Raw genomic sequence first — 25,875 nt, 5'->3', positions numbered from 1 at the left:
AGGAGACCCATTCATGTTAGAAGATTTTTTTCCTGTCGCGTTCTTCCTTCAAGACTTCGACCGCTTCACGAAAACGCAGTGAATGGACGTTTTCTCTTTCTCTTAGAAATTTAAGAGAATCATTAATCCATGCATCGTCTGAGATATCGATGATCCATTGATACGTAGCGCGTGCTTTTTCTTCCGCTGCTATATCTTCGTACAAATCAGCTATCGGATCTCCCTTTGCTTGAAAGTACGTAGTCGTAAAGGGTACACCAGCCGCATTTTCATAAAACAACGCATGGCCGTGATTGACGTAATGTGCACCAAGTCCGGCTTCTTCAAGTTGTTCGGGGGTCGCATCTTTCGTTAATTTATAAATCATGGTAGCAAGCATTTCTAAATGAGAAAACTCTTCGGTCGCAATATCATTCAGTACACCGATGACTTTATCAGGAACGGTGTAGCGCTGATTCATATAGCGTAATGCAGCAGCCAGCTCGCCATCTGCACCGCCATATTGCTCCGCAATGTACCTCGCAAGTTTTGGGTTACACTCTTTGACCTCTACCGGATACAATAATTTTTTCTCATAGACCCACATCAATATTCCCTCCAGTAAACTAGTATATAGTTGAGACTACATTTGCCATGGCCAAGGTGCTTGGTTCCAGCGCCAACCCGTATCAATGGCTTGTTCAGACGGTATGGAATGTAAGGAAAGCGGTCCGAAACGCTTTTCGTACATTTTCCTTAGTCTGGCTGCTTCTTTTATAGCAAGTCGCCATTGCGTAAGTGCTTCCTGGTCATTAGGATGCGTGTTGGTGTAGAGTGTCAGTTCGACTACCACAAAATCAGCTTCCTGCACATTCTTCAACATGTCTCTTCGTTCAGCTGCATCCATCAGGAGATCCCCTCCCTTTTTGAATAGCCGTCGACTAGTGCCGGCCACAGTGTCCCGTGTTGTAAAGCTTCAGCAGGTGAAAATTGTGGAAGTGACGTGGGCTGGAAATTCATAAAAAGCTGAGGCGGCAAGGAAAACGTTTTGACTTTGATAGGTGGACACGGATCCCACGGAGAAATATATGGTTCATAACTTCCTCTGAACGTATAATCCATTCGTTATCAACTCCTCTACGCAAGATATGTAAATCTCTCACGCTATATGACCGAATCCAATCGTTCTCCATAGCAAATAAATTAATTTCGCTATTATAGGTCCCTTGGAATAGAATGGTTATATCTAATTAAAATATTTATTAATAACTTGTATTCTAGTACAATGGAAGGAGTACGTGGCTTTAGTAGTTCCGAAGGAAGAATACATACAATGAAGGAGACGTTCAAATGAAACGTGGAGATGGTATAAATGGATGATTACTCCATATTTATCGGTAGGCAGCCGATCCTGAGCCGCTCAGGTGAGATTTATGCATATGAACTACTATACCGAAATAGCGAAGAGAACTGTTTTCCTGATATAAATCCTGAACAGGCTACAATCGGACTATTAATCAATACTTTTCTCACCGTTGGAATAGATCAGGTAACAAGTGGTGTGCGTTCATTTATAAATTTTTCAGGTGAACTGCTAGCGCAAGACGTATTTATGAGTCTGAATCCTGATCAAGTAGTGATCGAGATTTTGGAGGATGTGGAAATAACACCTGCTCTTTTGCGTCGGCTGCGAATGTTTAAGGAAGCGGGATTTACGCTAGCGTTAGATGATTTTATTTTACAAGATCAATACATAACCTATTCTCAGTTATTTGAGCTGGTGGATATTATTAAAGTGGATTTCATCCAAACAAGCATAACGGAGAAACATCGCATCAACACATTTTTGAAAAGATATCCAACGATTATTTTATTGGCGGAAAAGGTGGAGACAGAGGCAGATTACCAGCTCGCATTAAAGAGTGGCTATGATTTGTTTCAAGGCTATTTTTTCGCAAAACCTGACATTATTCAAAGTGCTGAAATTCCATCTAATACATTAATTCATCTACAGATTATTGATTATTTCCAACAGGAATCCCAGTCTATTGATCAACTATCCAATCTAATTATGCAGGATGTATCGATATCCTATAAATTGTTACGCTTTATCAACTCATTAGCCTTTGACATACCGCGTCAAATCAGCTCTATTAAGCAAGCAATTATGATGATCGGGCTAAATGAAACGAAGAAGTGGCTACAAGTTCTAATGTTGCATGAATTAGGTCAAGATCTACAAGATGGTCGTGTGAAAGCGCTTATTGAATTATCACTTCGTCGTGCACGAGCATGTGAGCTGTTAGCGAAGTATAAAAGAAAACCAAATAAGGACGAGTACTTTCTTACAGGTATGTTTTCGTTGATTGATGCAGTGATGCAGCGGAAATGGGAAGATATTTTGCCATTACTTTCTTTGTCTGATGTCATTATGGATACGTTAAATGGGAAGCAAACTGAAATGAGCTCATACATGGAGCTAATAAAATCGGTAGAGCGTTTTGATTGGGAAACAGTAGAGCGACTTTCACGTGAACTCGCAATCCCCCGAAAAGAGTTAAGCCATATTTTTCTACAAGCCTTACGCTGGTCTCAGGGAATAGAGGATGAAATGAACTGAATATATACTGAAAAAGACATTTGCACTTGAAGATGTCTTTTTTGATGTGTAATATTGACAGTTATAATCTATTTGGTAACTTCTTATTCTGTAATTGATATGGGCAGAAGTACGTTATATTTCTTGTAATTGGGGTAAGGAGTGTAGTAAGAGAGTTACCAAATGAACACTAGGAGTCGATAGGTTTGGATAAAAAGTTCTGGAAAAATCCCGTGTTCTCTATTTCTGCCGTATTTATTTTTGTGCTCGTCGTACTAGGAGCGACCATACCTGTACCGTTTGGCGTGGTTTCTGAAAGGCTCTACCATTTTACGACAGATAATTTTGGATGGTTTTATTTACTAGCCGTATTTATTGTCATTATATTTTTAGTAGGATTGGCAATTAGTAAATTCGGAGCCATTCGTTTGGGTGGAGATACAGAACGTCCGGAATATCCATTTTTTACGTGGATTGGTATGCTCTTTTCTGCCGGTTTCGGTGTAGGATTGGTGTTCTGGGGTGTGGCGGAGCCAATGAGTCACTACTTTAAGTCACCTATTGCTGGTGCTGAAGCCCAGACAGAAGAGGCGGCACGTGTGGCAATGGGGTATTCATTCTTCCACTGGGGTATTTCTCAATGGGCAATATTTGGCATAGTAGGGCTAGTTATTGGGTTTCTTCAGTTCCGGAAGAAGAAGGATGGTTTGATTTCAACGGCGCTCGAGCCGTTGATTGGAAGTAATCGATACGTTAAGACCGGAATCGATTCATTTGCAGTCATAGCAACTGTCATGGGAATTGCTACTTCGTTAGGTATGGGTGTCTTACAGATGAGTGGTGGTATGGAGTATGTCTTTAATATTAAGAGTACGTTTACGATTCAACTGCTGATCATTGCTGTAGTGTTCGTTGCCTACATGACATCTGCTTCAACAGGCTTGAGTAAAGGTATTGCCTATCTAGGTAATTTTAACTTGGGTATGGCAATTGCATTATTGCTATTTTTCTTTATAGTAGGACCAAAAGTATTTATATTGGAAACCTTTACGCTGGCGATTGGAGATTATATTAATAACTTCATTACGTACAGTTTGCGTCTACAACCTTATCAAGGTGGCACTTGGGTAAAGGATTGGACCATTTTCTACTGGGCTTGGACTATCGCTTGGTCACCTTTCGTCGGTGCATTCGTGGCACGTGTATCGAAAGGACGAACAATCCGAGAGTTCATCATGGGTGTCATGGTCATACCACCAGCATTTTCTTGTATGTGGATTGCCACGCTCGGTGGAACTGCACTATACAGCGACTTGCGTAATGGTACACAAATTGCACAAGAAGTAGACAAAGATGTGACGTCAGCTATTTTTGCGACACTTCAACATTTACCAATGACAGGGATCGTATCGTTCCTAGCTATTGTGCTAATCTTTACATTCTTGATCACGTCAGCTGACTCAGCAACGTATATTCTAGCGAGTATGACAACGCGTGGTAGTTTGTTCCCTCCGTTAATTGTGAAATTCGTCTGGGGATTCCTAATGACTGCAATCGCGGCTGTATTATTATATGCAGGCGGATTAGAAGCTTTGCAGTCAGCATCACTCGTATCTGCCCTGCCGTTTACCTTACTACTTCTATTACTGATCTTCTCGTTGGCCAAACTATTAGCCAGAGAACCGATTACAGTCAGACCGACAGATATTCGCCAGTTTGAACATGTAGAAGGCGAAGTCAAAAAGAGACGTAAACGGAAAGAAAGTGAAAAAGAGAAGAGAGCACGCAGAGAAGCAGAAAAGGCTAGAAAAATAAAAGAGAAAAACGATAGAAAGTATCAAGAGCTTGAAAAGAAAAAGTATCGAGAAGTGGAGAAAGAAAAGAACGAATAGAAGAAAAGACCGGTTCGTAGCATTTAGCGCGAATCGGTCTTTTATCATAGAGAGGAGAATGTATGTGGCCATTGTAAAAGTTGAAGACATTCAGTTTACAAGAGACGATAATCAAATCCTGCAAGATATAACTTGGGATATTGAGAAAGGGCAGCAGTGGGGTATGCTTGGATTGAATGGTTCTGGTAAGACTACGTTATTATCTATTATTTCTACATATGAAATTCCTTCTAGTGGTGAAGTGGAGGTACTTGGCAAACGGTTTGGAAGTGCATACTTACCTGAATTACGTAAGAAAATCGGCTTTGTCAGTAGTTCTCTAGAGAAGTTCTCGGACTATTTCTGGAATGAATCGATTGAGCGGATCATCATTAGTGGTAAATTTGCGAGCTTTGGTATTTACGATGAAATTATAGCTGAAGACTGGATACGTGCCGATTATTTAGTGAAGGAATTTCGTTTGGAAGACGTCAAAGGCAAGAAATTCAGATTACTCTCTGAAGGAGAAAAACGTCGTGTATTGATTGCACGAGCATTGATGGGTAATCCAGATTTATTGATTTTGGATGAGCCGTGTTCTGGATTGGATATTTTGGCAAGAGAACAATTTCTTGAAGCGCTTAAAATTGCTACGGAAAATAATGTGCACCTCGTTTATGTCACACATCATATAGAAGAACTCGTTCCCGAAATCACTCACGTACTATTATTAAAAGAAGGAAAAATTGTAGCGAGTGGTCCTAAAACAGAAGTTTTGACGGACGAACTGCTATCCGAAACGTATCAGGTACCTGTAACTATTGAGTGGCATGCAGAACGACCTTATCTTTCAATGAAATAATGCAGATCCATACAGTTTATTGCTAGATAGAGAGGGAATAGTATAAAAAACATAATATCGCCATACGATGTGTGCAGGAAGGAGTATATCAAATGAACTAAGGAAAGGGGGAAAGAGCTTTTGGTGAATCATAAACGTAAAATGACTAAAAAGCGCATAGCCTCCTACCTACTGCTTTTTGTTGCATTGCTTTACGCGGGTGTCATGCTTTGGCAAACGTATAAGCCATTGCCACCCGGTATTTCATATAAAGGAGAACTTCATCAAGTAGAAGACGTAGAGTTCATTTATGATTTAACGTACTCTAAGACGAAGTCAAAAGATCACTACAAATCAGAACTTCGTATATTCAATGAGGTTTTTCGAATGATTGAAGAAGCGCAAGAGTTTGTCGTGCTCGACTTCTTCTTAATGGATGATTACTATGATGAAAAAGAAGACTTTCCTCAAATTGCGGATCAACTTACAGAAGTACTTGTGAAGAAGAGGAAAGAGTTTCCTGACATGCCGATCGTATACATAACGGATCCAGTGAATACAGGATATGAATCCTATGAGTCGGAATGGTTTAAAGCATTGGAAAAAGCAGGTGTGCAAGTAGTGTACACAGACTTGGAGCCATTGCGTGATTCAATGCCCTTATACTCTGGGTTTTACCGCATCTTCCTACAGTGGTTTGATTTTAACGGGGAAAATCAATTCCCCAACTTCTTGGCTAGTGATGCGCCTGAAGTGAAGTTCTCATCTTATTTGAAATTATTGAACGTTAAAGCGAATCATCGAAAAACTCTTGTGACAGAACAAGCGGCATTAGTTACGTCTTCTAATCCTCACGCAGCTAGTGGTCGACACGGTAATGTGGGATTCAAAGTGAAAGGCCCAATTCAGAACGATATATTGGAATCGGAAGAAGCTGTGCTTCAGTATTCATCAGGCGGAACGTTACCGCGTATCGAAACGGAAGAACAAGAAGGACCCTACCAGGCCCAGTACTTAACAGAGAGCAAGATAATGGATGCATTAGTGAGCGATATTAAAAAAGCAAAAAAAGATGATGTAATCCGTATGGGCATGTTTTATCTTTCTGAGCAGGAAGTAATCCGACCTTTAGAAGATGCAGCCAATCGTGGTGTACATGTAGAGATTATCCTAGATCCGAACGCAAACTCATTCGGTAGTAAAAAGTCAGGTTTGCCTAATCGCCCCGTCGTCCAAGAAATAAGAGAGAATACAGAAGATAAAATTAAAGTACGTTGGTACAATACCGTAATCGGTCAATATCACACCAAGCTAGTAACGGTACAGACTGCGGACGAGACGTATATTACAAACGGATCTGCCAATATAACGGAGCGTACGTTACGTGATTATAATCTGGAAGCAAATCTGCGTATTATAGCACCAACAAACAGCAAGCTGACAGATGAGATCAACGCGTATTTCGATCGGATATGGAATAATGAAGACGCGCTATACACTCTGGACGTAGAAGAATACCAAAACCACCTGACATTCTTCCAACGAGGAATTTACGCACTGCAACGCTGGGCGAAGCTTACATCATATTAAAATAAAAAACACCGTTTATTGTTGCCAGTGCTTCACTCATATTTAACGCATAGCACGAATGTAAAACATGAAGAGTATCTAACAATAAATTGAACATAGGAGATGTAGTAGATGAAGATTGTAATATTTGGAGCAACAGGCCGTACAGGAAGTGAGATTGTTCGTCGTGCACTAACTGACGGTAATGAGGTAACGGCAGTCGTTCGATCGCCTGAGAAGTGCAAATCTCAAGAAAAGCTGACGATCATTGCAGGTGACGTACGTGATCAGGATGCAGTTAAAAAAGCATTATCGGGGGCGGACGCAGTCGTAAGTGCTCTTGGCACTGACAAAACAACCACACTGACAGAAGCGATGCCGGCTATTATTGAAGGAATGAAAGAACACGGAATCGAAAGAATCGTAACAATTGGAACGGCTGGCATATTAAATAGTAGAACAGAACCGTCCAAGTTACGTTATCAATCGAATGAATCCCATCGTAAGTTGACATTTGCGGCAGAGGAGCACCATAAAGTATTTACGATGTTGCAAGATTCCGGTCTAGACTGGACGATCGTGTGCCCAACCTATTTACCTGATGGAGAAGCGGTCGGCAATTATCGGACGGAAAGAGAGTACTTACCGATTGATGGCGCCAAGATTTCTACCGGTGATACTGCTGCGTTCGCGTATGATGAATTATCTAAACAAGATTATAAAGGATATAGAGTAGGAATTTCCTATTAAAAAATGTTAATCAAGGTGAGAACACATTTAAAATATTGGTATATTCTGTATTGAATATTGAAAAAGTCTCATAAAATCTCTTTGCTCTATGATATAATAGGAGGATAGAACCACAGGGAAAAGGAGAATGGGGAAACAGATGAGATGGTCCTTGAAGAACTTAATTCAAGTCGTGGCAATACTGGCAATTGCGCTGACCTTTCTAACGAGTACTACGGTGGCATATCAAGTGCATAAACAATCATTAATACATTCTACTCTAGAAGCTAACTACGCATATGTCCAAAAGTTGACGTCCACTACAGATACTTATTTACGGGAAATATTAAACACATTAGAAGTTAATGCGGAAGTAGTCCTATCTCTCCTTGATGACCCTTCCTCACAAACACAAATGAATGCGTTAGCCGAGCGGATTAGAACAGAAACGAATACATTTGATTCTGTTGCGGTCGCCTCTACAGAAGGTGTCATACTAGGTGCATCCTCTCCGAGCCGTGAGTTGGTTGGGGAAGAGTTGACATCGATTGGAGCAATGCAAGCTATTAAGGAAAAGAGGAAAATAATCTCTCACCCTTATGTTGGAATTGAAGGAGAACCAATTATATTTATTAGTGTTCCACTTTTTGAAAACGGTGAGTATAAAGGGTTTTTGGGAGGAGCCATTTATCTCGATCAGCCTAATATATTAGAGAAGCTCCTAGGGAACCATTACTATGAAAATGGTTCGTATGTTTATGTAGTAGACTATGCAGGGAAACTAATTTATCATCAAGAAAAAGAACGTTTGAAAGAGGATGTCTCGAGCAACCCGGTGGTCCAAAAATTAATTACAGGGGAAAGCGGCCATAAACAGCTAATTAACACAAAGGGAATACCTATGTTGGCGGGATATGCCTATGTACCCATTGCTGAATGGGGAATCGTAGTACAAAGACAACTAGATATTTCTGTTGCTCCCGCAAAAGAAATGGTGCTGGAGATGGCGTTAAAGTCTCTCCCGTTACTACTTCTTTCGTTCTTCTTGGTTAGGTATCTGTCGAGAAAGATTGCTCTGCCACTTCAAAAATTGGCATATTATACGGAAAACAGTGTAGAGTCTGATCAAAAAGAAAAATGGAAGCCATCTCTGACTGGTACTATGAAGCTAAACAATTAAAAGGAGCTATGGTACATAGTTTGGATTACTTCAAAAATGAGATGAACTATTTCATTCACCAATCAACGATCGATCCGTTGACGAAACTAACAAATCGTCGAATGATGGATAGTTACATGAAGCAATGGGTGGACGATGGAACACCATTTGCTCTAATTATTTTTGATATAGACAAGTTTAAACGTGTCAATGATCGCTATGGTCATGCAGTCGGCGATGAAGTTCTGATCTACTTGGCAGATTGGATGCAACGAACAGTTCGCAAGCAAGATATATGTTGCCGCTACGGTGGAGAAGAATTTGTCATCTTATTACCGAAATCGGATAAAGTAACTGCTTACCTGACAGCAGAACGCCTTCGTGAAAAAATGGAGGACACAGTCAGTCCTTGCGGTGAAGTCATTACAATTTCATCTGGAGTAGGTGCTTATCCACTTCACGCAAACCACCCGGCGCGACTTATCGAATTAGCCGATCAAAGTCTGTATGAAGCAAAACGTACAGGACGTAATAAGACCATCGTTGTTTCTGATGAACCTCGGCAGAAGTAATATGCCGGGGTTTTCTTTAGTAGTAGATTAACAGAAAGGAGATGGAGAAGTGCCAGAGCAATCTATGGATAAACGCTTGCACATCAAAACCCAGGGTGTTAGAGAGTGGATTCATCAATCATCTCATTATAATCGTTATGAAGCGACACCTTACGAGATGCTAAATTATTTATTTGGCGAACATGACCTCCTAAAAGAGGGGAGCTTGATTGACTTTGGCTGCGGAAAAGGAAGAGTTCCTTTTTATGTAAATCATCTTTTTTGTCTGGACACAATAGGTATAGAAATGAATAGTGTGTTACATCAAAATGCAATGACTAACTTATTGGATTATCGACAAGCCTTTCCGAAGAGACCTGGATCTATTTCATTTGAATGCTGTATAGCGGAGAGTTACATCATTCCTGCAGATGCCGTGACGTTCTACTTCTTTAATCCATTTTCTTTGGACATTTTTCGATCTGTAGTTCAACGGATTCTAAAGTCAGCAGAAAACTCCCCCCGCACATTGGAAATCATTCTATATTATCCGACTGATGAATACGTTTATTTCTTGCATCATCACCCATTATTTGAGAAAGTAGCGGAGATACCGATTGCACATTTGCAAATCCATGACAAAGCAGAGCGCTTCTTAGTCTATACGTACAAACAGCCCTGATCCTATAGATCAGGGCTGTATTTATATTCATGCAGAATAACTGAATCGCTTTCCTATCCAGAATATGAATTCCATCAAGAGTGCAGCTAAGATCCCTACTAACAACCCGCTTGATAATAGAGGTTGAACTAGCTCCGGGAGTGAAGAAAACACTGTGGCTGGCAAAGTCATAATCGATAACCCGAGAAGTGCAGGTAATGCGACTCGGTAAATAGTTTTAGGTTCGAAAGTTAATCCTTCCACATTGCGCAAGGCAGACCGGAATAACTGTAAATAGGCTACAAATAATACCGTGTTTCCGACGCTTTGAGGAATAGTGGAAAAAAACGCACTTAATGACGGTACGAGCCCAAGGATTATGAACAGTAGTGAACCGATAAAGAAGGGAGCTCTGTCCTTTATTCCGCTGGACTGAAGAAAACCGATAGATGAAGCATAAGGTGCATACGGAACGAGGCCTAGCGCACCTGCACCGACATTCAATCCCCCTGTTATAAGGAACGAAGTTTTATACTGACTTTTAGTAGTTTCTTTTTCATATATATCTTCTGCGCCTTTTAGAGTAGCAATTGTGTTCGTTGTATTCAATAAACCTGTAATGACGACTGTAAACACGATACCGATTTCAAGTGTCGGCTCCCCCCAAGGAAACCATTGAATAAATGGCGTAGTTTTAATTGTTTCAGTGGCTGCTTGCGGAAAAATCAGCACAGCACTAATCCAACCGACTGTCATTCCGATGAGTAAGTTCAAGCTGCTGATGATTCCTTTTCCTTTCACATGAACCAAAATTGTCAGACCCGCTAGAGCGAATGAGAATATAGTCTTCGATAGACTGATGAATTCACCGTCATTGAGACCAATCATTCCCTTTAAGAAGATAGTAATCAACTGATTAGCCAACAGTAGTAAAAACACGAACATGACAGTAGGTGTAAACCACTTTTTAAGAATTTCACCCATACCGAGCATACCGAGAGTAGCAACCAGTACACCAGAAATCATGGCGCCTATTGCAATACTGCCTCCAACTGTAGCTAAACTTAAGCCCATGGCGCTCGCAGTTCCGGCCAAGCTGAGTACAACACCCCACCACAAACCTGACTGACCTTCCATTAATGCCAATCGGTGTCCAAGTGCTCCTTGAAGTAAACAAGCGATTCCCGTAAAGATAAATGAGCGTTGTATGGCTGAAACGATTTCAATCTGCTCAAGCTCAAAAGCAGTACCGACCGAAATAGGGATAACAACTGTATTAGCGAACATAAAGAATAGCCATTGAAATCCGGCTAACGCGGTAATTGAATACCGCATTTGTGTAGTGCCCATTCACATCTCTCCCTGTAAATAGTTATCTATGTATGTCGAAAAAATTGAAATATAAAGAAAACTATAGCACAAAATTAATAGGAAGAATAATGTTTCTAGTATTATCTCGATGAAATAGTAATTCATTGGCAATCACATATAATAGTAATAGCCAGCAGACGTTCGTCTGCTGGCTACCTATTACAGTTATATAGTAGTAAATAACTGTAAAAGTTCGTTGGGAGGCACGGGTCTAGAATACAAAAAACCTTGTGCTTCATCACAATCAAGCTTCTTGAGAAATTCGGCCTGTTCGTGAGTCTCAACCCCTTCAGCAATCACTCGTAAGTGTAAGTTCTTAGCCAAGTCAATAATAGCTTTGACAATAACCGAATTTGAATTCAGTTCTCTAACAAAAGATTGATCGATCTTAAGGTGAGTTAGAGGAAACTTAGTTAAATAACTTAATGAGGAATAACCTGTTCCGAAATCATCAATACTAATTTTAATGCCGATCTCACGAAGTTCTTGTAAAATGTTTTGGCAATAGTCCACGTCAGAGGTCATACTTTCTGTAATTTCGATATTCAAATAGTGTGGTAGCAGACCGGTTTTATGTAGTGTGTCTTTGACATCGGTCACAAAACTACTACTTTTAAACTGACGTAAGGAGACGTTGACGCTCATTAATAATGAAGTGTGGCCCAAGTCTTGCCACTCTTTCGCCTGTCTACAAGCAGTTTCTAGCACCCACAAACCAATGGCAAGTATCATTCCAGTTTCTTCTGCTATCGGTATGAATTGCCCGGGTGGAATCATGCCTCGGGAAGGATGTTGCCAGCGTACCAAAGCTTCTACGCCAATCATATTTCCTGTATTAAATTCATATTGCGGCTGGTAATGTAGAGATAATTCCTCTTTGTGAAGTACTTGACGCAATTCCATCTCAATTAAAGTTCGTTCCATTAAGTCTTTATAAAGTTCTTCAGTGAAAAATTGATACGTGCTTTTACCTGATTGTTTTGCTAAATACATAGCAGAGTCCGCATTACGAAGAAGCGTATCGTACTGTGCACCATCGTCTGGGAACATGCTGATACCGATGCTTGGAGCGATAAATATTTCCAAGTAATCGATGAGGAATGATTTTGATACTTCATCGACAATTCGTTTGGCGACCATTTGTGCACCTTGTTTGGTCGTAGAAGAACACAGAATAAGAAACTCGTCTCCGCTAAGTCGGCCAACCAAGTCATTTTGCCTAACGAGCGTTTGTAATCTTGCACCAACCGCTTTAAGCAATTGATCACCTACATAATGACCCATGGAATCATTAATATTTTTAAAACGATCCAAATCCATATAAAGCAGAGCGAAAGGTTCCCGGTTGTTTAAACGGGTCTCAATCAAGTCTTCTACTGTCTGCTTCAGTAACCTTCTATTTGGCAATCCAGTTAGATGGTCGTGAAATGCCATATGTTCGACTAAACGTTCAGCTTCTTTACGATCTGTGATATCACTGGCGGTACCAACAACTTCGACAACATTTTCACCTTCAAAAATAGGAGAGAGGTAAACTAGAAAAGTTCTTGATTGATAGTCAATTTCGAACTGCCCTACACGACCAAGTAGTGCACCAAGAAGCTGTCGCTTAAATGTAGACAATGTGAAGCCTTTATTCGATGCGAGCTGATTAAGTGTATCCGCAGTGATTCCAAGTTGTTCGGCAACTTTTCCTTCTAGTAACGTAATATGAATTTGATCGTTTTCGTCCAAGGAATATTTAAAAATAGCATTTTGGAGATTTTTCACAGTCGTAGAAAAATCATTTTTTAATGCCAATTCTAATGATTTTTCCGCTTCCATCTGAGATGTTACATCCTGTCTTATGGAAATATATTGGAACGGCTTCCCATCTGAACCGATAAACGGAACGATAGTAGTATGGACCCAATAAAAATTTCCAGACTTAGACTTATTACGGATCACGTCTCTCCATACTTGACCAGACTGAATCGTATTCCACATATCTGCGAAAAAACTTTTAGGATGTGTACCTGAGTTGACTACCCGATGTGTCTTGCCGATCAGTTCTTGACGCGAATATTCCGAAAGGGTACAGAAGCGATTATTGACATACGTAATTACGCCTTTTGGATTGGTGATGACAACTACTGCTGATTCATCCAGTGCATATTTAAAATTCTGCAGGTCAATACGTGTTTTGGCATACTCGTTTGAGACCATTTTTGAGCCGGTTACATCAATGTCGAGTGAGAGATAACCCGTTAAGTCTCCGATCGTATCATAAATAGGTACAATGGCGATATCTAGCCAGTGTACTGAACCAGACTTAGAGTGAATTTGTATGGCTTCTTGATAGACGGTTTCATGTACAAAATGCCTTTTAAGTATATAAAGCGTCTCTTCAATAGAGAATTCTCTATTTAACTTCCCCCATGTTCTACCTATTAGCTCATCTTCGCTATAACCTGTCAGCACGCAAAAATTCTGGTTTACATAGGTGAGATGACCGCTTAAGTCGATAAGTGATATGCAAAACTTTTCATCAAGTAGTGTAGATAGGTGTGAAGAAATACTAGGAGCATGTAACGGCATAAAGGCACATCCTTTCTTTAGAAATCGTTATGGGGAAGTAGAATAGTCCTTGCTTTGAAAGTATAAAAGTTATGAAATTATATAAAAATGTCTAATAGATTGAAGAATAGATTTAATCTGTCTGATTATAACATGAATGAGAGAGTTTTGAACTAGTTATTGAAGAAAAAATATATAGGTTATTAGAAGTGTAGGAATAGGAGAGCATTACATAACAAAAAAATCATGAAAGCTTTGTAAAGCCTTCATGATTTTTTCATCTTTTCGGTTTGTAATGAAGTGTTTTGAATAGCTTATTACGCTCTGCATCTGTTAGTTCACGCCATTCACCAATTGGAAGATCACCCAATTCAATAGTAAGTATCCGAACACGCTGCAAGCGACGTATGTGATAGCCGAGCGCTGCACACATTCTGCGGATTTGACGATTTAAACCTTGTGTCAATATAATAGAAAAGGTTTTAGGGCCGAGTTTTGTTACCGTACAAGGTTTTGTGACAGTATCAAGAATCTTCACCCCTTTTTCCATCTGTGAAATAAACGAAGCGGTTAGGGGACTATCCACTGTCACGATGTATTCTTTTTCATGTCCATGTTCTTCCCGTAGGATTTCATTGACGATGTCACCGTCGTTCGTTAATAGTAATAAGCCATCAGAATCTTTGTCTAAACGTCCAATGTGGAAGATTCGCAATGGGTGATTAACAAAGTCCACCACATTACCTTCTATATGGCGTTCTGTTGTACTAGTGATTCCTACTGGTTTATTAAGCGCGATATATACTAACTGTTCTTCTTGTTCGACTAGCTTGCCGTCAACTTCTACTTGATCACCTGATTCGACTTTACTGCCGAGTTCCGCGAGTTGACCATTGATTTTCACGCGACCGTCAGCAATCCACTGATCTGCACCCCGTCTGGATACAATACCTGCACTACTTAAAAATTTATTAATTCGCATAAAGATTCTCCTTCCGCACTCGTTACAATAAGCTAATTATAGCATTTTTCCCGTAAGAAATTGTTGACATTAAAGATTCTGCATATTAAGATAAATATAATAACTAGATGGACAGAAGGTTTCGATAGCGGAATCGTCCCGGTAGATGAGATGAGTTAGCAGAGAAGAGAATAGCGAAAAGATATGAATAAGAAGAGTAGCGATCGCATGTGCTTTCTAGAGAGTCAGTGGCTGGTGAAAACTGATACACATTGTTCGTGAATGGACTTATGGCAGCTGTTTTGATGAAAAACAGACGTTTGCCCGCGTTAAGGGCAGTGTGAAAACACATAAAGTGGGAGTACTTCGGTACTTCAATTTGAGGTGGCAACGCGGTTATATAATCGTCCTCTGCAACAGGCTAACTGGCTCTGTTTGCAGAGGGCTTTTTCTATTTAATCATATGAATTATACGACAGTCCATAAAGCAGAGGAGAATGAACATGATGACAGAGCAGAAGAACTTACGGGTCACGACGAGAAAGATTGAAGGAGATTCCTTAACTCCCATTTTGATATTTAGAAGATTGAAAGGGAATCATAAGTTCCTGTTGGAGAGCTCATCGCAAGCAGGTGGGTCTGGGCGTTATTCATTTATTGGACTGAATCCTCAAAAAGCGTATCGTGGTCGGGATGGTGTAGTAGAAGAGATCGTCTACTCAACGAATAGGACGTATACGCATGAAGGAGATCTCTATACGTTATTGAAGCGTCTCATGCCGCGTATTACGGAAGATGCGGGATTCCCGTTTACAGGCGGTGCGGTTGGTTATGTAGGGTATGGAGCAGCAAGAAATGGTGAACAACGAACAGCTGATGACCTCCAGATGCCGGATGTCTACTTTAATATTTACGACACTATCGTGATCTATGACCATCAATTACACGAAGTGACGTTGCTGCATACAGAAATCAATCCAGTATACGAAGCGCCTGACTTAGACGCCATCGAGGATATGATTGTTAATGGTTCAGTCGATAAAGAAGATAGTGTTTCTCTATCTGATTATCGTTGTGCCATTTCCAAAGAAGAGTTTGAGCGTCGTGTCCAGATTGTTATTGATGCGATTAAAGAAGGGCAGGCGGAACAAGTCGTTCTATCACGTCGCTTTGAAGCAGATATTACGGGTGATCCGTTTGCGTTGTATCGTAAACTGCGTCGCCGCAATCCATCTCCATATATGTACTACATGGAGTTTGAAGATCATACAGTCATCGGAACGTCACCTGAAAGTCTCGTGCGTGTCACCGGAGATAAAGTATTAACCAATCCAATTGCGGGCACTCGCAGAAGAGGGCGAGATCAAGCGGAAGATGAAGCGCTTGAAATCGAATTACGCAATGATCCGAAAGAGCTGGCCGAACACGATATGCTTTTGGAAGTAAGCAAGAAAGAACTGCAACAAATCTGTCGTCCCGAAACGATTGAAGTTGCAAATTACTTGGAAACAGTTCGCTATGAACATGTTATGCACTTAGTTTCCGAAGTGACAGGTGACCTTGCTCCAGGTTTGCATGCACTGGATGCACTGAAAGCGACAATGCCAGCAGGAACTGTTACGGGTTCCCCGAAACCAATCGCTATGGACATGATTGATGAACTGGAAGATCAACATCGTGGGATTTACGGAGGCGCTATCGGATATATTGGTCTTAACGGTAATATCGACTTCGCATTGACAATCCGTACAATGCTCGTAAAAGAAGGCAAAGCGTATGTTCAGGCAGGTGCGGGGATAGTAGGAGCTTCTGTTCCTTCATTAGAATATAAAGAGACATCCAATAAAGCCCGTTCCTTACTAGAAGCAACAGAAATGACAAAGTGATTGCCAAGGCCTAAGCCTTGCTGAAAGATTGCGTAAACGTCTAGACGAGAAGGGGAGAGATAAGTATGAAGAGGTTTTTGAGCATAGTAGAGAAGCAACGCAACCTTATGTACGAAGAGATGAGAGAAGCCGCCGAGCTAATGTTCAATGACGCGACAGATGAAGATCTAATTACACAATTTTTGATCGCGTTATCGAAAAAAGGTGAAACATCACATGAAGTAGCGGCATTAGCGGCTGTTATGAAGTCATATGCGAACGACCTGACGCCTACAGAGGCACGTTATCTAGATAACTGTGGAACGGGTGGAGATGGAGTCAATACATTCAATATTAGTACGACGGCTGCATTCGTGCTGGCGGGTGCCGGGGTCCGGGTTGCGAAACATGGTAATCGTAAAATCTCTAGTGCATCGGGTAGCCAGGATGTTTTGGATGCACTTGGTATTCATTCTGATTTCCAGATACCTGATATGCAGAACTTATTGGAACAACAAGGGATTGCATTCTTATTTGCCCCGTCTATTCATCCGAAAATGAAGAGGATCGGCGCTATACGGAACAAAATTGGTAAGACGACGATCTTCAACTTAGTTGGGCCCTTGACGAATCCTGTATCACTTGAAACACAGTTTACCGGTATTAACCGTCCAGATTTCATCATGGAATATGCATCAGTACTCAGAATGCTGGGGCGGGAAAGAGCGATTGTCGTGAGTGGAGCAGGGGGAATGGATGAAGCGTCTCTTGCAGGCCAGAATGAATTTGTATTACTCGATCATGGTGATTTAATACCATTTTCATTGACTGCAGATGACGTGGGGCTTGAATATGCACCGTTATCCGCAATAAAAGGTGGAGACGCAATAGAAAATGCCGCGACTACTCGATCGATCTTAGGTGGAGAACGTGGACCAAAGTTTGATACGGTCGTGTTGAATGCAGGTATTGGTTTATTTGCAAATGGGCATGTTTCTACAATTCAAGAAGGCGTGAAAGTAGCTACTGAAAGTATTTTGTCAGGCAAGGCGTTAGCAAAACTAGATGCCGTTGTCGCATTTAGCGAAAAGATTCGGCAGAAGGCGGTTATCCAATGACGATTTTAGAAAAAATTATTGCACAGAAGAAAATAGAAGTAGATCAATTGCTAGCGAGTAACGTGACGTTTCCGGAACGGGAGATCACACGTCCGTCACTCTATCAAACATTAAGGAAAGCGAAACAACTGCAAGTCATCTCTGAAATGAAACGTGCATCACCTTCTAAAGGATTAATTGCAGATGGTGCCAATCCGGTTAAACAGGCAACTGCTTATTATGAAGCAGGTGCTGCGTGTATCTCAGTATTGACTGATAAAGAATTTTTCAAGGGATCATTTGAAGACTTGTCTGCAGTAGCGGATGCTGTGCCCATCGCATTGTTGTGTAAAGATTTTATGATCCATAAAATTCAGATTGACCAAGCGAAAAGCGCAGGTGCATCCGTCATTTTACTAATTGTGGCAGCACTCGATGATGAAACACTTGGAAGTCTATATACGTATGCCAACGAAGAAGGTTTGGATGTGCTAGTAGAAGTGCATAACGTCGAAGAGTTGCAACGCGCATTGTCAATCGATGCAAGAATTATCGGTGTCAATAACCGCGATCTGCATACATTTGAAGTAGACTTAGCACAGACAGAACTGATCGCGTCACACTTCCCGTTTGATGAAGAGCGTGTGTTCATCAGTGAAAGCGGGATCTGGGGACCTGAGGATGCAGAACGTGCAGCTAAAGCTGGAGCAAGTGCAGTACTTGTCGGAGAATCATTGATGCGCAGTGATTCAGTAAAAGAAGCTCTGCAAGCATTGCAAGTAGAAAAGCACGTGGATCGTCCATGACAAAAGTAAAGATTTGCGGACTGATGAAACCAGAACACGTACAAGCAGCCGTGGATGCAGGCGCTGATGCTATAGGGTTTGTATTTGCACCAAGCCGTAGGGAAGTGACGGTAGAGCGGGCACATGAACTGGCGAAACTCATTCCACCGTCCGTATTAAAAATCGGAGTCTTTGTGGATGAAGCAAAAGAGCAGTTACACAAGATATTTAAAGAAGTGCCCTTGGATTATATCCAATACCATGGAGAAGAGACTCCCGCCTTCATTCAACAAGTGGGATTACCTTCTATTAAAGCCCTTGCTATTGAAACGGAAGACGATGTGAAACTCGCTGCCACATATAAGGTGGATTATTATTTATTCGATACACCAGGTGTTGAATACAAAGGCGGTAGTGGTAATACGTTCGATTGGTCGTTACTTGAACATGCGGGTGTATCAAAAGAGCAAATTATCTTAGCTGGTGGACTGCATGCAGGCAATGTGCAGGAAGCGTTGAGGCAAGTGAATCCCTATATGGTGGATGTATCAAGTGGAGTGGAGATAGAGAAGCAAAAAGACACGGAACGCATTCAAACGTTTATTCATACAGCGAAGGGTAGGAGAGATCGTCATGACAACAGAAACTAAAGGACGCTACGGGAAATTCGGAGGTCAGTTCGTTCCGGAAACATTGATGACTGCATTGCAGGAGTTAGAAACTGCTTACGAAGAAGCACAGCAAGATCCTGCGTTTTCAAAGGAATTGGATTATTATTTGAAAGAGTTTGTAGGTCGTGAAACCCCTTTGTTTTTTGCAGAGCGTTTGACGAAGCATGCAGGTGGCGCGAAAATTTATTTAAAGCGCGAAGATTTGAATCATACAGGTGCTCATAAGATTAATAACTCTCTTGGTCAAGCATTGCTTGCGATTCGTATGGGCAAGAAGAAAATCGTAGCGGAAACAGGAGCAGGACAACATGGTGTGGCAACAGCTACTGCTTGTGCGTTACTCGGTCTCGAATGCGTTGTATTCATGGGCAAGGAAGATATCCGTCGTCAAGAACTGAACGTTTTTCGCATGGAACTGCTCGGTACGAATGTGGTTTCCGTTGATAAAGGTTCAGGTACTTTGAAGGATGCGGTCAATGAAGCCTTACGCTACTGGGTTTCCAATGTAGAAGACACACATTATATTTTAGGATCGGCTCTAGGTCCGCATCCATTCCCACAAATTGTCCGTGATTTTCAGCGAGTGATCGGTGATGAAACACGTAAGCAAATCGTGGAACATGAAGGACGACTCCCTGATGCAGTCGTAGCTTGTATTGGTGGCGGTAGTAACGCGATTGGTATGTTCCACCCATTCGTCGATGATCAAGATGTAAAGTTGTACGGTGTAGAAGCGGCAGGTAGCGGCATTTCAACAGGCAAACATGCGGCAGCCATTGCGGGTAAACAAGAAGGCGTTTTGCACGGTGCGTACATGTACGTATTGCAAGACGATGATGGATTTATTCAAGAGGCGCACTCCATTTCCGCCGGTCTCGATTATCCTGCGGTAGGACCTGAGCATTGCCATTTAGCTGATATCAAGCGTGTACAGTATGACTCCGTTACGGATCAACAAGCGCTTGAAGCGGTGCAAGTACTTTCACGTGTAGAAGGGATTATTCCGGCTCTTGAAAGTGCGCACGCTGTTTATTATGCAGTGCAGTTAGCGAAAGAAATGAAAGAAGATGAGCTACTCGTGATCTGTTTATCGGGGCGCGGCGACAAAGACATGCAAACAGTACGTGATGCGCTGGGAGGTCAATCCGTATGACGAAAAAACTAGTGACACAAGCGATTATGCAGTGTAATGAACAGGGAAACAAAGCGTTTGTACCTTATATCATGGCGGGTGACGGCGGATTACAAACGTTGAAGAAGACGATACTATTCCTGCAAGAAGCGGGTGCAACCGCTATTGAAGTAGGTATACCATTTTCCGATCCGGTAGCGGACGGTGATGTAATCCAGCAAGCCGGTGAGCGAGCGTTAGCTGAAGGCATTACATTACGAAAGATTATGAAAGAACTTGCTTCATTCAGAGAAGAAGTCAAGATTCCCTTAGTAATCATGACGTACTTGAATCCTGTTCTTAGCTATGGCTTACAGTCAATAGCGGCAGATTGTGAAGCAAGTGGTGTCTACGGTTTAATCGTTCCAGATCTTCCGCTCGAGGAAAGCGGCTTACTCAAAGAAGCGCTGAAAAATAGCGATGTGGCATTAATTCAATTAGTTTCTCTAACCAGTCCAGCTGAGCGTATTGAAGCCATTGCGAAAGCAGCAGAAGGTTTCATTTACGCAGTGACAGTAAACGGCATCACGGGTGTCCGTTCATCATTTACAGAAGGACTAGAAGGTCACTTAGAGCGTCTAAAGGCTGCAAGTTCCGTTCCGGTTCTTGCGGGATTCGGTATTTCTACTCCTGAGCATGTACGCACACTTGGCGGACTTGCTGACGGCGTCATCGTAGGAAGTGCGATCGTAACGGCTCTTCATGAAGGAGATTACGAAAAGGTTCGGACGTTAATTAACGCATCCAAAAATCAACTAACCAATAGCTAATAATTTTGCGGATAACTGATATATTTCAGTTATCCGTTTTTTATTGTAAATAAAACTATCCACAATAGAGAAAGTGTGAATAACTTTTTCTGTTATTTAAGTAATTTAATATAAAGTATGCACAATATCTGGGGATTAGCTGTTCATAAAGGGGATAACTTAAAGATTACCCACAATCTACTTTAAATGTCTTAGAAATCTCGTGATGACGATGGAGTTTCATGAATATGATAAAGTAGGACGTAGAAAGGGTGATGAGTAGAATGATTCGTCCAGCACATTTAGTACAAGGTGATGTAATTGGGATTGTGGCACCTGCCAGCCCTGTAGAACGTGAAGTATTGGAGCGTTCATTTCAATTTTTGGAGCAATTGGGTCTGCGCTATAAAGTAGGCCAGTCCGTGTATAAGAAAAATGGTTATTTGGCAGGGACTGATGAGGAACGGCTTGCTGACTTGCATGAGATGTTTAAAGATCCCGAAGTGAAGGGAATTCTCTGTGCGGGTGGTGGTTACGGCTCGGCACGCTACGCAGAACAACTGGATCTCGATTTGATCCACGACCATCCGAAAGTGTTTTGGGGGTTCAGTGATATTACGTATCTACATACCGCGATTCGTCAGGGAGCAGGACTCGTTACATTCCACGGACCGATGCTTGCATCATGTGTCGCACAAGACGAGTTTCATGAAATGTCGGGCAAAATGTTTGGGCAATTATTTACGCCTGTAGAAGTTCATTATTCTGAAGCCATCTCGCCACTCGAAACTATTGTAGGCGGTGTTGCAGAAGGCGAAGTGGTCGGTGGTAACTTGACGCAACTAGTCAACAGTCTAGGCAGTGAATTTGAGATTAAGACGAATAATCGATTACTTGTACTTGAGGATGTGGGTGAAGAGCCTTATAAAGTGGATCGTCTACTTAATCAATTACGTCTCGCAGGTAAGCTTCGCGAAGCAGCAGGTATCGTGATTGGTGATTTCGCGAAAGCGACACCAACGAAGCCGAATGCTTCACTCGCATTGGATGACGTGTTTGAACATTATTTTGGCAAACTAAATCAGCCTGTCGTAAAGGGATTCCGTATCGGTCATTGCGAACCGAATATTGCGATTCCATTTGGTGTGAAAGGACGTTTGGATGCAAATAGTAAGACGCTGACTATCTTACCGGGAGTGGAGTAATTGCAAATTCGCACGGTGGAAACATTCCTCGTGTCATCCTCATTGCGTAAACCGTTTATCACGGCGCTGCGTACTGTTCATACTGTGCAATCAGTCATCATCAAACTAACAACTGACGACGGTCTGATTGGCTGGGGGGAAGCGGTGCCCACGCATGTCATAACAGGTGATTCCATCGGTGGCATTCGTTATGTCATCCATGATGTTCTTGCACCTATATTGATTGACGGAAATATCATACAGCGAGAAGTAATAATGGAAAGAATACAACGGGCAATTATGGGGAATACGAGTGCAAAAGCCGCAGTTGACATGGCAGTGAATGATTTGTTCGGACAGCTTTGCGGTTTACCTTTAGTCCAAGTGTTAGGCGGCTACCATCAAAGCTTGAAAACAGATTTGACAGTCAGTGTCGGGAAGCCTGCTGAAATGGCCAAGGAAGCGGCAGAACATATTGCCAAAGGCTTTGATACGCTCAAAGTGAAAGTAGGAACAGGTAGCTTTCAACTAGAAAGAGAAAGGATTCACGCTATTCGTCGAATCGTTGGACAAGATATCACGATTCGCCTCGACGCCAACCAAGGTTGGAAACCCAAAGAAGCCATTCGCCTAATTCGCCAGTTGGAAGATGACGGAGTTGATTTGGAATTAATAGAACAGCCAGTTGCCGCATATGATGTAGAAGGCTTGAGAGACGTGACAAGACAGACAAGCACGCTGATCATGGCAGATGAATCATTATTTTCAGCGAGAGATGCAAAAAGATTGCTGGAGATGCGCGCAGTGGATGTACTGAATATCAAATTGATGAAGTCGGGGGGGATCCGCGAAGCCTTGAAAATCAATGCATTGGCTGAAGTACATGGCATAGAGTGTATGGTCGGAAGTATGATGGAGACAGCAGTTGGGGTGACGGCAGCTGCCCATATAGCAGCAAGTCAACCGAATATAACGCGAGTAGATTTAGATGCACCACTATTATTAGCAGATGAATTATCTGCAGGGGGCGTACACTATTACGGATCGCGTATGGAATTAAGTAAGGAGTCAGGACTAGGATTTGATTCGAAACGGATGATGCAATGGGTGAAGGAGCATGCATGTGAATGAGAAATGGATGTGCGCGGTAAGCGTTGCGACAGTGTGGACGGATCCTGATTCTCCTCGTGTGGCTGATCTTCCTGCCTTGGATCATCCTGTGCAAATCAACAGATGGCTTTCCCAGTTATCCTATGAGGAACGTCTAGCGCTAAGTGAAAAAAATTACATTCAGACGCAATTATTATACGGTGAATCTGTGATTGTCGAAGAAGTGGTTGGCGACTGGGCGCGTATAATTGCGAACTCCCAGCCAACTCGCAAAGATCCGCGAGGCTATCCTGGCTGGGTGCCCCTTGTCCAACTTTCCATGAAGAAACGAATACAGACAGAAGAGTTTGTCAGAGTGACTTCTCCAAAGGCAGCTTTGTTTGATGAATCAGGTACATTTTTTTTACGTGTTTCTTTCAATACAATCTTTCCATCCGCAGAACGACGCGGCAAGAAGATACGTGTATGGACACCGCATGGCTGGAAACTGCTAAATGTATCTGATGTCGAGCGTGTGGGAGAAGAATCAATTCACCGTCCGCTAACAGTGGGAAGACGCTTCATTGGCTTGCCGTATTTATGGGGGGGCATGTCCGCCTGGGGCTTTGATTGCTCAGGATTCACCCGAGCTATATGGAAAGCGTGTGGAATTTGCTTGCCGCGTGATGCAGTGGATCAGGCAGAAGAGGGCAGATCCATCTCGCTCGACTCTGCAGATTGGCAAAAAGGTGATTTGATCTTTTTCAAGAATGAAGAGCAACGTATTCATCATGTGGCGATGTATGTGGGCAACGGAAAGATTCTTCACGCACCTTCAACTGGGAAATTAATTGAACAAATCGAGCTGAAGAAGTCTGCTTATGCTGAAAATGTCTGTAGTGTGCGAAGAATTATCTAATCGAATATGCAATACATCAAGAAAGAATTGGCGCTGACTCCCTTCTTTTATGTATACTTGAAAGAACGTACTAAAAAGGGAGTTGTCGTAATGTCTGAACAAAAGCCGATGAGTGAGTCGAGAACCATCCAAAGTAAGCTGGTCTTACCGCCGGACACGAACCATATTGAATCAATCTTTGGAGGAAAAGTTCTCTCCTATATCGATGAAATCGCAGCTATTTCAGCTATGAAGCACGCGGGTACTAGAGCAGCAATCACCGCTTCAATAGACTCTGTCGATTTCGTTTCTCCAGCCTTGCTGGGCGATGTCATTGAACTTGAAGCGGTAGTCACTTCCGTTGGTCGCACATCTATGGAAGTTTTTATTTCGGTTCATTCCAAAAACTTGGTGACAGGTGAAGTGAGGTTGACGACAGAATCATTCTGTACGATGGTTGCAGTAGATGACACAAATCGTCCGATCCCAGTGGCGGAAGTGTATCCTGAAACGGAATTAGAAAAACGTCTATTCGATACCGCACCTGCACGACGTGAACTTCGTAAGCAGCGGAGATTGATGAAGCATTAATAGTAGCGCAAGGAAGAGACGGATTTCTCGTTTCTACCTTGCGCTTTTTATTTAAAGTTATCACCTTGTCAATACTTTTTGCATAGTGTACTATATAACTAATACACTAGAATGGAGGGAGATGGCTTTATGAGGAATACGGTATTTGGTGGGTTATTGCATAAAGAGTGGATTGTGTTGAAATGGTTGCTGGCTTTGATCATACTGTTGGACGTAGTGGTGATTACCTTAGCACCTCTTTTGACTAAAAATTTTGCAGGGATTCCGGATACACTTTACGACACTACACATATCATTGTCGGCACTTGGTTTGCTCTGCATATATTTAGCGGTGTTTTTATGTTATTCGTCAGTTTAAAGAAAGAAATGAAGAATTTGGAGATGTGGTTGCACTCCCCGCATCCTATGGTTCAACTAGTCGGAGCTAAAGTAGTGTTTGCTATTTTGGCAGCACTTGCTAGCTTGTTCTTTAGTAGTCTTCTTGCAAGTATTGTTCTTTACGTCATAGGAGATTGGACAATGGAATTAGCTTGGAGTGGGGTATTGGCATTGATTAGCGTAGTACTAGCGATATCCATAAAATTAGTTTTTATGACGATGGTCGGTTGGTTCTTCTGGAGTGTGTATAAAGTAGTTAATTCAAGAACCCAATTCTTTTCTGTGCCGCTCATTTTTATATTCTTTATAATCACGTTCGTTTTTTGGGAACAGCTAAGAGTAAGTGGATTGTTTGATTGGCTTCGTACTATAGTGCCTGTGCGATTGACAAATGAGTCATTTTACAATGAACATACAAGCTACTTCTTCATGGGTTTTGTGCCAAATGGTATTGCTTTTTCATTAGGGAATTTAGTGTTTTATCTGATCATCAGTTTTGTATTATTAATGATAGGATCTGCGTTTTTTGAGAAGAAAGTGAGGGTGTAAC

At 41.8% G+C, this 25,875-nt stretch carries 25 protein-coding genes and 1 other annotated feature; of the genes, 19 read left to right on the top strand and 6 right to left on the bottom strand.

Features of this window, described 5'->3' with window-relative positions; genetic code table 11:
• Positions 1 to 16 precede the first annotated feature (16 nt).
• Genes H605_RS0105785 through H605_RS0105775 form a run of 3 tightly spaced genes read right to left on the bottom strand, consistent with a single transcriptional unit; the run spans position 17 to position 1,101 of the window.
• Entirely contained in the window at positions 17 to 586 is a 570-nt protein-coding gene (locus tag H605_RS0105785; RefSeq protein WP_029053354.1) for a manganese catalase family protein, read from the bottom strand.
• 36 nt (positions 587 to 622) lie between these two features.
• Positions 623 to 886, bottom strand: coding sequence for a spore coat protein CotJB (locus H605_RS0105780; RefSeq protein ID WP_029053353.1), 264 nt, complete (start codon positions 884 to 886; stop codon positions 623 to 625).
• Complete coding sequence (locus tag H605_RS0105775) at positions 886 to 1,101, bottom strand: spore coat associated protein CotJA (RefSeq protein WP_029053352.1); 216 nt, start codon at positions 1,099 to 1,101, stop codon at positions 886 to 888. Before H605_RS0105775 ends, H605_RS0105780 begins: the two co-directional genes overlap by 1 nt.
• A gap of 250 nt (positions 1,102 to 1,351) precedes the next feature.
• Here H605_RS0105775 and H605_RS0105770 point away from each other — a divergent pair, with 250 nt between their 5' ends.
• The 8 genes from H605_RS0105770 to H605_RS0105740 all read left to right on the top strand — a co-directional run bounded on the left by H605_RS0105770 (position 1,352) and on the right by H605_RS0105740 (position 9,980).
• Positions 1,352 to 2,599, top strand: a complete 1,248-nt coding sequence (locus H605_RS0105770) for an EAL and HDOD domain-containing protein (protein WP_029053351.1) — start codon at positions 1,352 to 1,354, stop codon at positions 2,597 to 2,599.
• A 185-nt stretch (positions 2,600 to 2,784) separates the two neighbouring features.
• Positions 2,785 to 4,470, top strand: coding sequence for a BCCT family transporter (locus tag H605_RS0105765; protein WP_029053350.1), 1,686 nt, complete (start codon positions 2,785 to 2,787; stop codon positions 4,468 to 4,470).
• A gap of 64 nt (positions 4,471 to 4,534) precedes the next feature.
• Entirely contained in the window at positions 4,535 to 5,311 is a 777-nt protein-coding gene (locus H605_RS0105760; protein ID WP_029053349.1) for an ABC transporter ATP-binding protein, read from the top strand.
• Positions 5,312 to 5,434: 123 nt separating this feature from the next.
• Complete coding sequence (locus H605_RS0105755) at positions 5,435 to 6,880, top strand: phospholipase D family protein (protein ID WP_232321290.1); 1,446 nt, start codon at positions 5,435 to 5,437, stop codon at positions 6,878 to 6,880.
• A gap of 111 nt (positions 6,881 to 6,991) precedes the next feature.
• The gene (locus H605_RS0105750; protein ID WP_029053347.1) at positions 6,992 to 7,609 is read left to right on the top strand and encodes an NAD(P)-dependent oxidoreductase; all 618 of its coding nucleotides are present in this window, start codon (positions 6,992 to 6,994) and stop codon (positions 7,607 to 7,609) included.
• Between the two features lie 139 nt (positions 7,610 to 7,748).
• A complete protein-coding gene (locus H605_RS19365) occupies positions 7,749 to 8,768 on the top strand; it encodes a cache domain-containing protein (RefSeq protein WP_232321188.1) in 1,020 nt (339 codons plus the stop codon).
• Entirely contained in the window at positions 8,726 to 9,319 is a 594-nt protein-coding gene (locus tag H605_RS19360; protein WP_051210475.1) for a GGDEF domain-containing protein, read from the top strand. Before H605_RS19365 ends, H605_RS19360 begins: the two co-directional genes overlap by 43 nt.
• Before the next feature lie 49 nt (positions 9,320 to 9,368).
• Entirely contained in the window at positions 9,369 to 9,980 is a 612-nt protein-coding gene (locus H605_RS0105740) for a hypothetical protein (protein ID WP_029053346.1), read from the top strand.
• A gap of 27 nt (positions 9,981 to 10,007) precedes the next feature.
• On the opposite strand, the gene H605_RS0105735 is transcribed toward H605_RS0105740, so the two are convergent.
• From H605_RS0105735 to H605_RS0105725, 3 genes are all read right to left on the bottom strand, one after another.
• Positions 10,008 to 11,309: a uracil/xanthine transporter gene (locus H605_RS0105735; protein WP_029053345.1), complete on the bottom strand. Its 1,302-nt coding sequence runs from the start codon at positions 11,307 to 11,309 to the stop codon at positions 10,008 to 10,010.
• 186 nt (positions 11,310 to 11,495) lie between these two features.
• Positions 11,496 to 13,907, bottom strand: coding sequence for a bifunctional diguanylate cyclase/phosphodiesterase (locus H605_RS0105730; RefSeq protein WP_029053344.1), 2,412 nt, complete (start codon positions 13,905 to 13,907; stop codon positions 11,496 to 11,498).
• Positions 13,908 to 14,163: 256 nt separating this feature from the next.
• On the bottom strand, positions 14,164 to 14,868 hold the full coding sequence (locus tag H605_RS0105725) for a pseudouridine synthase (protein WP_029053343.1): 705 nt from the start codon (positions 14,866 to 14,868) through the stop codon (positions 14,164 to 14,166).
• 174 nt (positions 14,869 to 15,042) lie between these two features.
• Positions 15,043 to 15,262: a binding site (T-box leader), on the top strand.
• An 88-nt stretch (positions 15,263 to 15,350) separates the two neighbouring features.
• Between H605_RS0105725 and H605_RS0105720 the strand changes: the two genes are divergently transcribed.
• The 11 genes from H605_RS0105720 (at position 15,351) to H605_RS0105670 (ending at position 25,874) form a co-directional block, all read left to right on the top strand.
• Entirely contained in the window at positions 15,351 to 16,733 is a 1,383-nt protein-coding gene (locus tag H605_RS0105720; protein WP_029053342.1) for an anthranilate synthase component I family protein, read from the top strand.
• A 65-nt stretch (positions 16,734 to 16,798) separates the two neighbouring features.
• Positions 16,799 to 17,830 (top strand): anthranilate phosphoribosyltransferase, encoded by a 1,032-nt coding sequence (gene trpD / locus H605_RS0105715; RefSeq protein WP_029053341.1) that lies wholly within the window; start codon positions 16,799 to 16,801, stop codon positions 17,828 to 17,830.
• Complete coding sequence (gene trpC / locus H605_RS0105710) at positions 17,827 to 18,615, top strand: indole-3-glycerol phosphate synthase TrpC (RefSeq protein ID WP_029053340.1); 789 nt, start codon at positions 17,827 to 17,829, stop codon at positions 18,613 to 18,615. Before trpD ends, trpC begins: the two co-directional genes overlap by 4 nt.
• Entirely contained in the window at positions 18,612 to 19,244 is a 633-nt protein-coding gene (locus H605_RS0105705; protein ID WP_029053339.1) for a phosphoribosylanthranilate isomerase, read from the top strand. The genes trpC and H605_RS0105705 overlap by 4 nt, the downstream gene beginning before the upstream one ends.
• The gene (trpB, locus tag H605_RS0105700; protein ID WP_029053338.1) at positions 19,228 to 20,418 is read left to right on the top strand and encodes a tryptophan synthase subunit beta; all 1,191 of its coding nucleotides are present in this window, start codon (positions 19,228 to 19,230) and stop codon (positions 20,416 to 20,418) included. The genes H605_RS0105705 and trpB overlap by 17 nt, the downstream gene beginning before the upstream one ends.
• Complete coding sequence (trpA, locus tag H605_RS0105695) at positions 20,415 to 21,206, top strand: tryptophan synthase subunit alpha (protein WP_029053337.1); 792 nt, start codon at positions 20,415 to 20,417, stop codon at positions 21,204 to 21,206. The genes trpB and trpA overlap by 4 nt, the downstream gene beginning before the upstream one ends.
• Before the next feature lie 254 nt (positions 21,207 to 21,460).
• The gene (locus H605_RS0105690) at positions 21,461 to 22,390 is read left to right on the top strand and encodes a S66 peptidase family protein (protein WP_029053336.1); all 930 of its coding nucleotides are present in this window, start codon (positions 21,461 to 21,463) and stop codon (positions 22,388 to 22,390) included.
• Positions 22,391 to 23,500 carry a mandelate racemase/muconate lactonizing enzyme family protein gene (locus H605_RS0105685; protein ID WP_029053335.1) on the top strand — a complete coding sequence of 370 codons (1,110 nt, stop codon included), beginning with the start codon at positions 22,391 to 22,393 and terminating at the stop codon, positions 23,498 to 23,500.
• The gene (locus tag H605_RS0105680; RefSeq protein ID WP_162141891.1) at positions 23,493 to 24,377 is read left to right on the top strand and encodes a C40 family peptidase; all 885 of its coding nucleotides are present in this window, start codon (positions 23,493 to 23,495) and stop codon (positions 24,375 to 24,377) included. The genes H605_RS0105685 and H605_RS0105680 overlap by 8 nt, the downstream gene beginning before the upstream one ends.
• 90 nt (positions 24,378 to 24,467) lie before the next feature.
• Positions 24,468 to 24,947, top strand: coding sequence for an acyl-CoA thioesterase (locus tag H605_RS0105675; RefSeq protein WP_029053333.1), 480 nt, complete (start codon positions 24,468 to 24,470; stop codon positions 24,945 to 24,947).
• Positions 24,948 to 25,076: 129 nt separating this feature from the next.
• Positions 25,077 to 25,874: a hypothetical protein gene (locus tag H605_RS0105670; protein ID WP_029053332.1), complete on the top strand. Its 798-nt coding sequence runs from the start codon at positions 25,077 to 25,079 to the stop codon at positions 25,872 to 25,874.
• The last annotated feature ends 1 nt before the right edge of the window (position 25,875 follow it).

Origin of the sequence: Sporosarcina ureae DSM 2281 (assembly GCF_000425545.1) — a bacterium.
Taxonomy (GTDB): Bacteria; Bacillota; Bacilli; order Bacillales_A; family Planococcaceae; genus Sporosarcina; species Sporosarcina ureae.
Note: the sequence above shows the minus strand (reverse complement) of the source record. Positions and strands in the feature narration are given on the sequence as shown.